17 protein-coding genes are annotated in these 13,583 nt (G+C 71.6%); 16 read left to right on the top strand and 1 reads right to left on the bottom strand.

The window, feature by feature from the left end:
- Positions 1 to 52 precede the first annotated feature (52 nt).
- The 16 genes from GH660_RS12600 (at position 53) to GH660_RS12530 (ending at position 13,244) form a co-directional block, all read left to right on the top strand.
- Positions 53 to 289 (top strand): acyl carrier protein, encoded by a 237-nt coding sequence (locus tag GH660_RS12600; RefSeq protein WP_153147020.1) that lies wholly within the window; start codon positions 53 to 55, stop codon positions 287 to 289.
- Positions 290 to 293: 4 nt separating this feature from the next.
- Complete coding sequence (locus GH660_RS12595; RefSeq protein ID WP_153147019.1) at positions 294 to 1,544, top strand: beta-ketoacyl synthase; 1,251 nt, start codon at positions 294 to 296, stop codon at positions 1,542 to 1,544.
- A 42-nt stretch (positions 1,545 to 1,586) separates the two neighbouring features.
- On the top strand, positions 1,587 to 1,844 hold the full coding sequence (locus GH660_RS12590) for a phosphopantetheine-binding protein (protein ID WP_304523164.1): 258 nt from the start codon (positions 1,587 to 1,589) through the stop codon (positions 1,842 to 1,844).
- The gene (locus GH660_RS12585; RefSeq protein ID WP_153147017.1) at positions 1,841 to 2,506 is read left to right on the top strand and encodes a hypothetical protein; all 666 of its coding nucleotides are present in this window, start codon (positions 1,841 to 1,843) and stop codon (positions 2,504 to 2,506) included. The genes GH660_RS12590 and GH660_RS12585 overlap by 4 nt, the downstream gene beginning before the upstream one ends.
- Positions 2,506 to 3,849 carry an AMP-binding protein gene (locus GH660_RS12580; RefSeq protein ID WP_194266313.1) on the top strand — a complete coding sequence of 448 codons (1,344 nt, stop codon included), beginning with the start codon at positions 2,506 to 2,508 and terminating at the stop codon, positions 3,847 to 3,849. Before GH660_RS12585 ends, GH660_RS12580 begins: the two co-directional genes overlap by 1 nt.
- Positions 3,836 to 4,141, top strand: coding sequence for a hypothetical protein (locus GH660_RS17920; protein WP_194266312.1), 306 nt, complete (start codon positions 3,836 to 3,838; stop codon positions 4,139 to 4,141). Before GH660_RS12580 ends, GH660_RS17920 begins: the two co-directional genes overlap by 14 nt.
- A complete protein-coding gene (locus GH660_RS12575) occupies positions 4,138 to 5,052 on the top strand; it encodes an acyl-CoA synthetase (protein WP_153147016.1) in 915 nt (304 codons plus the stop codon). Before GH660_RS17920 ends, GH660_RS12575 begins: the two co-directional genes overlap by 4 nt.
- On the top strand, positions 5,049 to 5,615 hold the full coding sequence (locus GH660_RS12570; RefSeq protein ID WP_153147015.1) for a LolA-related protein: 567 nt from the start codon (positions 5,049 to 5,051) through the stop codon (positions 5,613 to 5,615). Before GH660_RS12575 ends, GH660_RS12570 begins: the two co-directional genes overlap by 4 nt.
- Complete coding sequence (locus tag GH660_RS12565; RefSeq protein WP_153147014.1) at positions 5,612 to 7,939, top strand: MMPL family transporter; 2,328 nt, start codon at positions 5,612 to 5,614, stop codon at positions 7,937 to 7,939. The genes GH660_RS12570 and GH660_RS12565 overlap by 4 nt, the downstream gene beginning before the upstream one ends.
- Positions 7,936 to 8,583, top strand: coding sequence for an alpha/beta fold hydrolase (locus GH660_RS12560; protein WP_153147013.1), 648 nt, complete (start codon positions 7,936 to 7,938; stop codon positions 8,581 to 8,583). Before GH660_RS12565 ends, GH660_RS12560 begins: the two co-directional genes overlap by 4 nt.
- Before the next feature lie 4 nt (positions 8,584 to 8,587).
- A complete protein-coding gene (locus GH660_RS12555) occupies positions 8,588 to 9,403 on the top strand; it encodes a polysaccharide deacetylase family protein (protein WP_153147012.1) in 816 nt (271 codons plus the stop codon).
- 62 nt (positions 9,404 to 9,465) lie between these two features.
- Positions 9,466 to 10,659, top strand: coding sequence for a beta-ketoacyl-[acyl-carrier-protein] synthase family protein (locus tag GH660_RS12550; protein WP_153147011.1), 1,194 nt, complete (start codon positions 9,466 to 9,468; stop codon positions 10,657 to 10,659).
- 106 nt (positions 10,660 to 10,765) lie between these two features.
- Positions 10,766 to 11,569 (top strand): beta-ketoacyl synthase chain length factor, encoded by an 804-nt coding sequence (locus tag GH660_RS12545; RefSeq protein ID WP_153147010.1) that lies wholly within the window; start codon positions 10,766 to 10,768, stop codon positions 11,567 to 11,569.
- A complete protein-coding gene (locus tag GH660_RS12540) occupies positions 11,563 to 12,009 on the top strand; it encodes a hotdog family protein (RefSeq protein WP_153147009.1) in 447 nt (148 codons plus the stop codon). The genes GH660_RS12545 and GH660_RS12540 overlap by 7 nt, the downstream gene beginning before the upstream one ends.
- A complete protein-coding gene (fabG, locus tag GH660_RS12535) occupies positions 12,006 to 12,728 on the top strand; it encodes a 3-oxoacyl-ACP reductase FabG (protein ID WP_368666117.1) in 723 nt (240 codons plus the stop codon). Before GH660_RS12540 ends, fabG begins: the two co-directional genes overlap by 4 nt.
- Positions 12,729 to 12,821: 93 nt before the next feature.
- Positions 12,822 to 13,244 (top strand): hypothetical protein, encoded by a 423-nt coding sequence (locus GH660_RS12530; protein ID WP_228276486.1) that lies wholly within the window; start codon positions 12,822 to 12,824, stop codon positions 13,242 to 13,244.
- Between the two features lie 3 nt (positions 13,245 to 13,247).
- On the opposite strand, the gene GH660_RS12525 is transcribed toward GH660_RS12530, so the two are convergent.
- The gene (locus GH660_RS12525) at positions 13,248 to 13,577 is read right to left on the bottom strand and encodes a thioredoxin family protein (protein ID WP_153147008.1); all 330 of its coding nucleotides are present in this window, start codon (positions 13,575 to 13,577) and stop codon (positions 13,248 to 13,250) included.
- Positions 13,578 to 13,583: the final 6 nt, after the last annotated feature.

The following is a 13,583-nucleotide window of genomic DNA, read 5'->3' as shown; positions in this document are numbered from 1 at the left end:
CTACTGCAAAACTGTCGAAATGATGTGTTTTTCGGCTAAAATTCATGGTGTTATGGATTCTTTGACCCTGATCCGCGAATTTCTCGACAGCCGCCTCGGCGTTCCGCCCGGACAGGTGGTTCCCGACGCCGCGCTGGCCGCCCTCGGCGTCGACTCGCTGATGATGCTCGAGCTGGTTTTCGAGTGCGAGGACCGCTTCGGCGTGACGCTCGACAAGAACCTGAAAAGCCCCAAAACCGTCGGCGAACTGGTGACGCTGGTCGATCGCCTGCGCGACGCGCAAAGCTGACGGCATGACCCGACGGCGCGTGGCAATCACCGGACTCGGTCTGGTCAGTCCCTTCGGCGGCGATCCCGACGATTTCTTCGCACGCCTGCTGGCCGGCGAATCGGCGGTGCGTTTCCTGCAGACCGACGACCGGCCGCGACCGCTCGCCATGCCCTTCGTCGACTGCCGCGACTTCGATGCCGAAGCGGCGCTCGGCCGCCCGCTCGCCAGCCTGCTCGACCGTTTCGCCCGGCTCGGCGTCGCCGCCGCCTTCGCCGCCTGGGACGATGCCGGCCTGCCGCGCGCGCCGGCGGGCGCCGAGCGCGCAACCTGGGGCGTCGCCTGGGGCAGCGCGCTGGGCGGCGTGATGGCCTTCGAGAAGGGCTACCGCGACCTCTGGCAGCGCGAACGCGACCGCGTGTCGCCGCTGTCCATCGTCCTCGGCATGAACAATGCCGCCAATGCCCAGATTTCCATCCAGCTCGGCCTCGGCGGCATCAGCACCTGCCACAGCGTCGCCTGCGCCTCGTCGGCGATCGCCATCGGCGAGGCCTTCCGCCGCGTGCGCGACGGCGAGACGCCGGTGATGCTGGCCGGCGGCTCGGAAGCGCCGCAGGCCTACGCCGTCGCCCGCGCCTGGGAGGCCCTGCGCGTGATGGCCGGCGCCGACGAAGAAAGCGCCGCGCGCTGCTGCCGGCCGTTCGCCGCCGGACGCGGCGGCATGGTGCTCGGCGAGGGCGGGGCGGCGCTGGTGCTCGAGGACTGGGACCACGCCGTCGCCCGCGGCGCCACCATCCACGGCGAGCTGGCCGGCTACGGCACGACCTGCGACCACAGCCACCTGGTACGTCCGGCGCCGGACGGCCAGGTGCGCGCCCTGCGCGCGGCGCTCGCCGACGGCGGGCTGGCCGCCGCCGACATCGACTACCTCAACGCCCACGGCACGGCGACCGCCGAGGGTGACCCGGTCGAGATCGCCGCCTGCCGCGAGGTGTTCGGCGACGGCGGGCCGGCGATCAGCGCCACCAAGTCGATGCACGGCCACCTGCTCGGCGCCGCCGGGGCGCTCGAAGCCATCGTCACCGTGCTCGCCCTGCGCACCGGCGCCATTCCGCCCACCGCCCACCTCGACCCGCTCGATCCGGCCTGTGCCGGCGTCGACCACGTCACCACGGCGCGCCACGGCCAGCCGCTGCGCGCCGCCCTGTCGAGCTCATTCGCCTTCGGCGGCAGCAACGCGGTCCTCGCGTTCCGCGCCGTTCCCGGCCAACCCTAACGGATCGTTCCCATCATGTCTGCCCAAGCCACCCCCGAAGCCATCGCCGCCCTCCTGCCGGAAATCGCCGAACTGGTCGTCAGCGCGCTCAATCTCGAGATCGGCGCCGGCGACATCGACCCCGAGGCGCCGCTGTTCGGCGAAGGCCTCGGCCTCGATTCGATCGACATCCTCGAACTGGCGCTGGTCATCTCCAAACGCTACGGATTCCAGCTGCGTTCGGACAACGAGGACAACGTCCGCATCTTCTCGTCGCTGCGCGCGCTCGCCGCCCATATCGCGACGCACCGGACGAAATGAGCACGGCCGGCGCCACCAGCCTGCTGCGCAGCGCGACCTTCGGCGGCCTGGCCGTGGCGTGGGCGGTCTTCGCCCATCGCAACAGCATCGGCGGCACCTCCGATTTTTCCACCGCGCTCGCCGCGACACCGATCGTCATCGTCGCCGCCATACTGCTGCGGCGACTCGGCAACCCGCTGGCGATCGCCGGCGGCGGTCTCGCGGCGCTCGCCCTGCTGGCCTGGGCCTGGCCACAACTGCGCGAGAACGGCGCACTGCTTCATTACGTCGAGCACGTCGGAACCAACCTGGCGTTCGCCGTCGTCTTCGGCCGCACGCTGGGCGCCGGCCATGAGCCGCTGATCACCCAGCTGGCGCGCTTCGCCCATCCCGAAGGCCTGTCGCCGGCCAAACTGCGCTACACGCGGCAGGTAACGGTGGCGTGGACCGGCTTCTTCGTCACCGTCGCCGCCATTTCGACCGGCCTCTTCCTGCTGGCGCCGGCCGCCGTCTGGTCGGTCTTCGCCAACTTCCTGATGCTGCCGCTGATCCTGGCGATGTTCGCAGCCGAGCACCTGTGCCGCCACCTCGTCCTGCCGCCCGCGGAGCGCGCCAGCATCGCCGACACGATCCGCGCCTTCCGCGCCGGCAAGGCGCGCCGGGCACCGCCGCCGGACCGGTGATGAACCTCGTTCCGCTGCTCGGGCACGCCAGCCTCGACGACGTTTTCGCCTGGCGCGCCGACGGGCCGGTCCGCGTCCGCGACTTCATCGCCGACGCCGAAGCACTCGCCGCCCTGCTACCGGCCGGTCGGCACCAACTGAATGTCTGCCACGACCGCTACCGTTTCGCCGTCGGCTTCGCAGCCGGCCTGCTGCGCGGCAAGACCAGCCTGCAACCGGCCTCGCAGTCGGCCGAAACGCTGCGCCAGATCGCCGCCGAATGCCCGGACGTCTATTGCCTGAGCGACGGCGAATTCGACAGCCTCGACCTGCCGCGCTTCGTCTTTCCGGCGATGCCTGCGGTCGACGCCGCAAAAGTGGCAAAAATCCCGGCCATCCCGGCCGAGCTGATCGCAGCCCGGCTGTTCACCTCCGGCTCGACCGGTCGCCCGGTCGCCCACGACAAGACCTGGGGCAAGCTGGTGCGAAACGGCCGCGTCGAAGCCGAACGCCTCGGCCTGCTGCGGCAGCCGCACAGCATCGTCGGCACGGTGCCGGCGCAGCACAGCTACGGTTTCGAATCGACGGTGCTGCTCGCCCTGCACGGCCACTCGCCGTTCTGGTCCGGCAAGCCCTTCTACCCGCAGGACATCGTCGCCGCGCTGCAGGCCGTGCCGGCGCCGCGCCTGCTAGTGACGACCCCCTTCCACCTGTCGGCGCTGCTGGCCGCCGGCCTCGAAATCCCCGCCGTCGACCTGTTGCTCTCGGCTACCGCACCGCTCTCGAAACAACTGGCGTGCGCTGCCGAAGCGGCATGCCAGGCGCCGCTCCACGAAATCTACGGCTCGACCGAAAGCGGCCAGCTGGCTAGCCGGCGCACCACCGCCGACCTCGCCTGGGAGCTGCTGCCCGGCGTCGCGCTGGAGCAGGCCGACGAAACGACGTTCGCCAGTGGCGGCCACGTCGAAGGCCGGGTGCCGCTTTCCGACCTGATCGAGATCCGCGCCGACGGCCGCTTCCTGCTCCACGGCCGCAATGCCGACATGGTCAACATCGCCGGCAAGCGGACCTCGCTGGCCTACCTCAACCACCAGATCGCCGCCATCGCCGGCGTCGTCGATGCCGCCTTCTTCCTCCCCGACGCCGAGACGGCGGACGGCATCGCTCGTCTCTGCGCCTTTGTCGTCGCCCCCGGCCTGAGCCGCCGGCAGCTCGTCGCCGACCTGCGCCAGCGCCTCGACCCGGTCTTCCTGCCGCGGCCGCTGGTGCTGCTCGACGCGCTGCCGCGCAACAGCACCGGCAAGCTGCCGCGCGAACGCCTGCAGGCCCTCTATGCCGAACAGGTCCACGATGGCGGCCGCTGAATTCGCCTGGCCGGTGCCCGCCGACCATCCCGCCTTCGCCGGCCATTTCCCCGGCCGCCCGATCGTTCCCGGCGTCGTCCTGCTCGACCGTGCCATCGCCTTTGCCGGGCAACTGCGCGGCGCGGCCGACGGCGCCTGGCAAATCGGCAACGCCAAGTTCTTCAGCCCGGCCGGGCCCGGCGAAGTGCTCACCTTCGCGCTCGACCAAAGGCCGGGCGGCGCCATCGCCTTCACCGTGCGCGCCGGGGAGCGTGCCGTGGCCGCCGGCAGCCTGACGCCCGCCGCGCAATGAGCCGCGAACGACCGGCCGGTGCCGACTGGCGGCGCCAGCAGGAAAAAAGCAACCTCGCCATCCTCCGCCTGATGGTGTGGATCTCGCTGACCTTCGGGCGCCGCGTCGGGCGCCTGGTCCTCTACGGCATCGCCGCCTACTACGTGCTGTTCGCGCCGCGCGCCCGGCGCTACAGCCGCGCCTACCTCAACCGCGCGCTCGGGCGCTGGGCCGGCTGGGGCGACGGCTTCCGCCACGTCTTCAGCTTCGCCAGCACCATCCACGACCGCATCTACCTGCTCAACGACCGCTTCGACCTGTTCGACATCGAGGTCGTCGGCGCCGAGGCGCTGCACGCGGCGCTCGCCCGCCAGCCGGGGGCGCTGCTGATCGGCGCCCACCTCGGCAGCTTCGAGGTGTTGCGCGCCGTCGGCCGCGGCCGCGCCGGGCTCAAGGTGGCGATGCTGATGTACGAGGAAAACGCGCGCAAGATCAACACCACGCTGGCGGCGATCAACCCGGCGGCCGGCGACGACATCATCGCCCTCGGCCACATGGGATCGATGCTCGCCGCGCGCGACAGGCTCGACCAGGGCTACCTCGTCGGCATGCTGGCCGACCGCGGCCTCGGCGACGACGCGACGGTCGACTGCCAGTTCCTCGGCGCGCCGGCGCCGTTTCCGCTCGGCCCCTTCCGCACCGCGGCCATGCTCGGCCGGCCTGTGTTCTTCATGACCGGCCTCTACCTCGGCGGCAACCGCTACTGCATCCACTTCGAGCCGCTCGCCGATTTTTCGGCGACGCCGCGCGCCGAACGCGATGCGGCAATCCGCGCGGCGATGCAGAATTACGCCGACCGCCTGACGCATTTCTGCCGGGTGGCGCCCTACAACTGGTTCAACTTCTTCGATTTCTGGCAGAACAACCCATGAAGCGATTTTGCGCCGGCCTCCTGCTGCTCGGCCTCGCCCTGCCGGCCATGGCCGCCTTCGACATCGGCCAGCTGATGAACGACCTGGCCCGGCACAAGGGGGGCAGGGCGAAATTCGTCGAGACGAAATACATCGCGCTGCTCGACCGGCCACTCGTCGCGACCGGCGAGCTGACCTACGGCGCCCCGGACCGCCTGGAAAAGCGCACGCTGACGCCGAAGCAGGAAACCCTGCGGCTCGACCGCGACACGCTGAGCATCGAGCGCGAGAAGCAGAAACTGAGTATCAACCTCGCCAGCCAGCCGGAAGCACTCGCCTTCGTCGACAGCCTGCGCGGCACGCTGAACGGCAACCGGAGCGCGCTCGAGAAGAACTATCTCCTGCACCTGTCGGGCAACCCGGACAAGTGGGTGCTCACACTGCTGCCCAGCGACCAGCGGATTGCCAGCCTGGTCCAGCGCATCACGATCAGCGGCAGCCGCGACCACATCCGCAGCATCGAGTATCTGCAGGCCGACGGCGACCGCTCGCTGATGCTCATCGAACCGCTCGCCGAGCGATGAGCCGCGCCGGCCGCCGCGCCTTCCTGCTCTGGCTGCTCGCCATGCTGGCCGGCGCCGCCGTCGTCTGGAGCAGCCGCTTCACCGCCGACATGTCGTTCTTCCTGCCGGCCCGTCCGAGCGCCGGGCAGCAGGTCCTGGTCGAACAGTTGAAGGAGGGCGCCGTCGCCCGCCTGCTGATGGTCGCCATCGCCGGCGGCAACGGCGAGCAGCGCGCCGCGCTGTCGCGCGACCTGCGCGGTCGACTCGCCGGAATGCCCGAATTTGTCGCCGTGCAGAACGGCGAAGCCGGCAGCCGCGACGCCGACCGCGATTTCCTGTTCCGCCACCGCTACCTGCTCAGCCCGGCCGTGACGCCCGGACGCTTCACGGTCGACGGCCTGCGGACGGCAATTTCCGACAGCATCGACCGCCTCGCCTCGCCGGCCGGCCTGCTGCTCAAGCCGCTGCTGCCGCGCGACCCGACCGGCGAACTGTTCGAAGTGCTGCGCCAGCTTGACCCCGGCGCCCAGCCCAACAGCCGCGACGGCGTCTGGGCCTCGCCCGACGGCGAACGGGCGCTGCTCCTGGTCCAGACGCGCGCGGCGGGCGCCGACACCGACGGCCAGGAAGCCGCCATCGCGGCCATCCATGCGCAGTTCGCGGCGAGCGCCGCGGCGGCCGGCGTCGCCGACGCCCGCCTGCAGCTTTCCGGTCCCGGCCTCTTTGCCGTCAAGTCGCGGGCGACGATCAAGGGCGACGTCTCGCGTCTGTCGGCGATCGGCACCCTGGCCATCGTCGCCGTCCTCCTTTTCGTCTACCGTTCGCCGCGCCTGCTCGGGCTCGGCCTGTTGCCGGTGCTGTCCGGCGCCCTGGCCGGCATCGTCGCCGTCAGCCTGGCCTGGGGCACGGTGTTCGGCATCACCGTCGGCTTCGGCTCGGCGCTGATCGGCGAGGCCGTCGATTACTCGATCTACTACTTCGTGCAGTCGCGGCGCGGCGGTCTCGCCGCGTGGCAGGCGCGCTTCTGGCCGACCATCCGGCTCGGCGTGCTGACCTCGGCCTGCGGCTTCGGCGCGCTGCTTTTCTCGGGCTTCCCCGGCCTCGCCCAGCTTGGGCTCTACGCCCTGAGCGGCGTCGCCACGGCCGCCGTCGTCACCCGCTACGTGCTGCCGCAGCTGGCCGGCGAGCACGTCGCCGCGCGTGACCTCGGCGCACTCGGCGGCGCCCTGCAGGGCGCCATGCACCGCCTGCGCCGCCTGCGCTGGCCAGCGGTGGTCCTCGCCCTGACGGCCACCGCCTACCTCGCCGGAGAACGCGACCGCCTGTGGGCACCCGAGCTCTCGGTGCTGAGCACCACCAGCCGCGCCGATGCCGCCGCCGACGCGGCGCTGCGCGCCGACCTCGGCACGTCCGATGCGCGCTTCCTGGTGGTCGTCGGCGGCGTCGATCAGGAGGCCGCGCTGCAGGCCGCCGAGCGGGCAGGGCAGGTGCTCGACGAGTTGCAGGCCGCCGGCGCCATCGCCGGCTACGACAGCCCGGCGCGCTTCCTGCCGAGCCAGGCGCAGCAGGCGGCACGGCGCGCCAGCCTGCCGGCCGCCGAAGAACTGTGGCCACGGCTGCAGGCGGCGCTCGCCGATTCGCCGCTGGCCGCCGGCAAGCTGGCGGGCTTCGTCGCCGACGTCGCCGCCGCCCGCCAGGCGCCCGACATCACTCGCGGCGATCTGGCCGGGAGCGGCCCCGGCCTGGCCGTCGATGCGCTGCTGCTGCCGCGCGCCGGCGGCTGGAGCGCCGTCCTGCCGCTGCGCCTGGCCGACGGCGACCCGGCGGCCGGCCTCGCCGCGGTACGCCAGGCGCTCGCCGGCAGCGGCGCGCTCGCCCTCGACCTCAAGGGCGAACTCGACACCCTCTACCACGACTACCTGCACGAAGCCGTGCACCTCGCCCTTGCCGGCCTTGCCGCCATCGTCGTCCTGCTCGCCGCGACGCTGCGCTCGCCGCGCCGGCTGGCCGCCGTCCTGCTGCCGCTGGCGCTCGCCGTGCTGTTCGCCGTCGCCGGCCTGCACCTGAGCGGCGAACGCCTCCACCTCCTGCACCTGGTCGGCATGCTGCTGATCGTCGCCGTCGGCTCCAACTACGCGCTGTTCTTCGCCGGCGCCGACGGTCCGCCCGACCCCGACACGCTGGCCTCGATGGGGGTCGCCAACCTGACCACCGCCATCGGCTTCGGCACCCTCGGCCTGTCGCAGGTGCCGATGCTGCACGCCATCGGCGTCACCGTCGGACCGGGCGCCATCCTCGCGCTGCTGCTGGCGGCGATCTTCGTTCCACGTGAAACTGGCGCATGAGCGATCCGCTGCCCACCCTGCGCCAGACGAGCGGCGCGCCCAACCTGCTGGTGCTGCTGCCCGGCGCCTACATGCGCGCGGCGGACTTCGTCGCCGCCGATTTCTTCGCCACCGTCGCCCGGCGCCGCCTGGCGCTCGACCTGGTTGCGGTCGACCTCGATCTGGCGGCCATTTCCGCCGGCGCTGCGTTGCCCGCCGTGCACGACGAGATCCTCGCCCCGGCCCGCCGCCAGGGCTACCGGAAGGTCTGGCTCGGCGGCATCTCGCTCGGCGGCCTGCTCGCCCTCTGCCACGCCGCCGACACGCCGGGCAGCGTCGACGGCCTCTGCCTGCTCGCGCCGTATCCAGGCAGCCGCCTGACCACCGCCGCCATCGACCGCGCCGGCGGCCTCGACCGCTGGCAGGCGAGCGCGGAAGAACTGGCCGATCCGGAATTCCGCATGTGGCGCTGGCTGCAGAACCCGCCGGCCGGCCTGCCGATCTTCGTCGGCTACGGCCGCGAGGACCGCTTCGCTGCCGGCATGCAACGGATCGCCGAACGCTTCCCGCCGGCCGCCCGCGCCGTCGTTCCCGGCGGCCACGAATGGCCGGTGTGGCAGCAGTTGTGGGAACATTTCCTCGATCTCGGCCACTTTTCCGCCTGACGCCATGCCGCAGCCCTGGAAACCTTCGCCCGCCATCAAGCTTTCGTTCGCGCTGCACGGCGCCGCCGCCCTCGGCCTCGTCGCCGCGCCGGCCGCCTGGCCGTGGGCGCTCGGCGCGCTCGGCCTCAATCATCTGGCGCTCACCGCTGCCGGCCTGCTGCCCCGCTCGAGCGTGCTCGGCCCCAACCTGACGCGCCTGCCGCCGGCCGCCGCCGGCCGCGGCGAAATCGCGCTGACCATCGACGACGGCCCCGACCCCGAGGTCACGCCGCGCGTCCTCGACCTGCTCGACGCCGCCGGGGTCCGGGCCAGCTTCTTCTGCATCGGCCGCCGCGCCCGCGCCCATCCCGCGCTGTGCCGCGCCATCGCCGCCCGCGGCCACCGCGTCGAAAACCACGGCGATTCGCATTCCTGGGCCTTCTCGACCTTCGGCATGGCGCGCATGCGCGCCGACATCGCCGCCGCCCAGGCGACGCTGGCCGACCTGACCGGGCAGGCACCACGCTTCTTCCGGCCGACCGCCGGCCTGCGCAGCCCGCTGCTCGACCCCGTGCTGGCCGGCCTCGACCTGCGCCTCGCGGCGTGGACGCGGCGTCCCTACGACACCCGCGACGGCGCCGCGCACACGGTGCACGAACGCCTGACCAGGCGCCTCGCCGCCGGCGACATCCTGCTCCTGCACGACGGCCATGCCGGCCGCACTCCGGAAGGCGAGCCGCTGATCCTCGCCGTCCTCCCCGGGCTGCTGCGCAGCATCGCCGAGCACGGGCTACGTCCGGTCACACTGGCCACCGCGGTAGACGGGCCGCCCACCGCCTGAGTCCGACACCGGCACCCCGGGTTCTGGTCTAGAATTCGGGCCTGATCGACTCGAGGTCCGACGTGACTCCGCAGCTTCTCTCCGCCTACACCGCAACGACCTGTCTCGGCCACGGGCTGGAGGCCATGCTGGCGGCCCTGCGCGCCGGCCGCAGCGGCCTGCGGCCCTGCGCCTTCGAGACGGTCCGGCTCGACACCTGGATCGGCGAGGTCGCTGCGGTCGACGCCCAGAAACTGCCGAAAACGCTCGCCGCCTACGACTGCCGCAACAACCGCCTGGCCGCCCTGGCCCTCGAAGCCGACGGCTTCGGCGAGCGCGTGCGCGCGGCGGCCGCCCGCTACGGCAAGCGGCGCATCGGCGTCTTCCTCGGCACCAGCACCGCCGGCATCCTGCAGACCGAGCTCGCCTACCGCCGGCGCGACCCGGCGAGCGGCGCGCTGCCCGACGACTTCAACTACCGCACCACACACAACGCCTTTTCTCTGGCCGAATTCACGCGCGCGTATTTCGCGCTGGAAGGGCCGGCTTTTTCCGTATCCACCGCCTGCTCGTCGAGCGCCAAGGTATTCGCCGCCGCCGCCCGCCTGCTGGCCTGCGGGGTGATCGACGCGGCCGTCGTCGGCGGCGTCGACTCGCTGTGCCTGACCACGCTCTACGGCTTCGCCTCGCTCGAACTGACCTCGTCCCGGCCGTGCCGCCCCTACGACGCGACTCGCGACGGCATCTCGGTCGCCGAGGGTGCCGCCTTCGCGCTGCTCGAACGCGCCCCGGCCAGGGCGCCGGCCGGCGCCGTCCTGCTCCTCGGCAGCGGCGAATCGAGCGACGCCTACCACATGTCGGCGCCGCACCCGGAAGGCCTCGGCGCCCGCCTGGCCATGGAAAGCGCATTGCGCTCCGCCGGGCTCGCCACGGCCGACATCGACTACATCAACCTGCACGGGACGGCGACGCCGGCCAATGACACCGCCGAGGGCAAGGCAGTCGCCGCGCTATTCGGCAGCCGCGTCGCGTGCAGCTCGACCAAGGGCGCCACCGGCCACACATTGGGCGCCGCCGGCGCCGTCGAAGCCGTGATCTGCGCGCTGGCGCTGACGCACGACCTGCTGCCCGGCAGCCCGGGCACCGCAACGCCCGACCCGGCACTGCCGCTCGCCTACCTGCTGCACAGCCGCGACGGCCACATCCGCCGCGCCCTGAGCAACTCGTTCGGCTTCGGCGGCAGCAACTGCAGCCTGATCCTGGGGGTGGCGACATGAGCAGGAAGCAGGGGCCCCACGCAGTGGGGATGCGCCCGGCCGCGAGTGTCGCCCGTCGCCGACACGTGGACGGTCAAGCTGTGATGACGCACAAGGAGGCGGCCGAATGAACGCGATGCCGCTCAGCGCCTGGATCGACGGCGTCGGCTTCCTCGCCCCCGGCCTGCCCGACTGGCCGAGCGCCCGTGCCGTGCTGCGCGGCGAGCAGGCCATCGGCACCGCACCTTCTGTCCTTCAGGCGCCGACCATCCTGCCGCCGGCCGAGCGTCGGCGGGCCAGCCGCGTCATCAAGCTGGCGCTGACCATCGGCCTCGAAGCCGCCGCCCATGCCGCTGCCGACGTCGCCACGCTGGCCACCGTCTTCGCCGCCTCGGGTGCCGACGGCCACAACTGCCACGCGCTGTGCGAACAGCTGGCGAGCGACGACCGCCAGATTTCGCCGACCCGCTTCCACAACTCGGTGCATAACGCCGCCGCCGGCTACTGGGGCATCGCCACCCAATCGCGGGCGCCGTGCCAGGTACTCTGCGCCTATGACGCCAGCTTCGGCGCCGGGCTGCTCGACGCTCTCGGCCAGGTCGTCGTCGACCGCCAGCCGACGCTGCTGATCGCCTACGACAGCGAATACCCCGAACCCCTGCACAGCAAGCGCCCGCTGCCCGACGTCGCCGGCATCGCGCTGCTGCTGACGCCCGAACGTAGCGCCCGCTCGCTGGCGCACATCACCATCCACCTCGACGAAAGCGCACCGGCCACGCTGGCCGACCCGGTGCTGGAAACCCTGCGCGCCACCATCCCGGCGCTGCGTGGCCTGCCGCTTCTGGACCTGCTCGCCCGCGGCGAATCGGGCTGCGTCAGCCTCGACTACCTGCCGCCGCTGCAGCTCAAGGTCGACCTGCAGGCATGCTAGACCACGCCGGGATCGCCGCCCGCATTCCGCACCAGGGCGCCATGTGCCTGCTCGACGCCGTGGTCGACTGGTCGGAAACGGCGATTTCCTGCCGCGCTGTCAGCCATGCCGATCCGGCCAACCCGCTGCGCGCCGACGGCCGGCTCGGCGCGGTGGCCGGCATCGAATACGCCGCCCAGGCGATGGCCGTGCACGGCGCGCTGCTCGCCGCCGCCGACGAACCGCCGCGCCAGGGCTACCTGGCCAGCGTGCGCGGCGTGCAGCTGCATGTCGCCCGCCTCGACGACCTGGCGGGCGAACTGACCATCACCGCCGAGCGCCTGTCCGGCGACGGCAACCACGTCCTTTACCAGTTTGCGTTAAGCCACGCCGGCCGCTGTCTGCTCGAAGGACGTGCCGCCGTCATCCTCGACGCCGCGGCCGGAAAGGAAAACCAATGATGAAACGCGCCCTCGTCACCGGCGGCAGCGGCGACATCGGCGCAGCGATCTGCCGCCGCCTGGCTGCCGCCGGCCACCACGTCATCGTCCATGCCAACCGCAGCCAGGACAGGGCGGCGGCGGTCGTCGCCGACATCCTTGCCAGTGGCGGCAGTGCCGAGGCGGTCGCCTTCGACGTCACCGAGCGCGCGGCGACGGCCGCCGCGCTGGAACGGCTGCTCGAAGCCGGCCCCATCCAGATTCTCGTCAATAACGCCGGCATCCACGCCGACGCGGTATTTCCCGGCATGTCGGCCGAACAGTGGCATGCCGTGGTCGACGTTTCGCTGAACGGCTTTTTCAACGTCACGCAGCCGTTGACCCTGCCGATGCTCCGCACCCGCTGGGGGCGCATCGTCAATATCTCGTCTGTCGCCGCCGTCGCCGGCAATCGCGGCCAGGTCAATTACTCGGCGGCCAAGGGCGCCCTGCACGCCGCCAGCAAGTCGCTGGCGCTCGAACTGGCCAGCCGCGGCGTCACGGTCAACGCCGTGGCGCCCGGCATCATCGCCACCGGGATGAGCGAGGACACCTTCGACGCCGAGGCGATCAAGCGGCTGGTGCCGATGCAGCGTGCCGGTACGCCGGAGGAAGTCGCCGACCTCGTCGCCTTCCTTACCTCCGAGCAGGCGGCCTACATTTCCGGGCAGGTGATCTCGATCAACGGCGGAATGATCTGAGGCTGGCTGCGGCCGGCGTCGCATCATTCATCTTGCATGCGCCGGCGGGTTGCCAGAAGATCTGCAGCGAACCTTTTACAAAGGAGATCCGCCATGCCGAATTTCGTCCCGCGCCTTGCCTCGCCGGCGCAGCCGCCCGCAAACCCCTGGCTGTCCTGGTCGAGCTATCTGCAGAACCCGTTCACCGCGTGGCAGACCGGTCGTCTGCCGCTCTCCGGCGACGTCACGCAGGCGATCAATCCGTGGAGCTGGACCTTCGGGTCGGCCAGCAGTCAGGTTGGCCTGGTCAATATCAACCTCGGCCGCAGCAGCGACCCCGATCTGGAGCAGGAAGTGCTCGACGAGGTCGGCAGTTACGGCAAGCAGCTCGGGCGCATCGGCGACGCGCTGGCGGTGCTGATCAAGCATGTCAAGCTGGAGCAGCTCGACGATGCCGAACGCGACGCGATCACCGCGCTGCGCTTCCAGCTCGACGAAATTGCCCGCGTCAAGGCACGGCGCCAGACCGGCGTCTAGCGCTTAGCAGGCCGCAATAGTCGACAGGATCTCGCTGACTTCGGAAACATCGGTCGGCCTGACCACGCGGGCGACTTCCCGCCCGTCGTGCAGCAGAATCAGCGTCGGCCACAGCTTGACGCGAAACGAGCGCCCCAGCGGGCGGCCGGGTCCGTCTTCGACCTTGACGTGGCGCAGGTCGGGATAGTCGCGCAGGGCCGCTTCGATGGCCGGCTGCGCACCCTGGCAGTGCGGGCACCAGTCGACGCCGAATTCGAGCAGCAGGGAACCGGGGAGGGCGTCGATTTCTGCCCGTTCCGGGGCGTCGACCGCATAAGTCGGGATGTAGGTCATGGTCTT

Origin of the sequence: Dechloromonas sp. H13 (assembly GCF_009469615.1) — a bacterium.
In the GTDB taxonomy this organism is placed as follows: Bacteria; Pseudomonadota; Gammaproteobacteria; order Burkholderiales; family Rhodocyclaceae; genus Azonexus.
The sequence above is the reverse complement of the archived record's forward strand: the minus strand, read 5'-3'. Positions and strand labels throughout refer to the sequence as shown.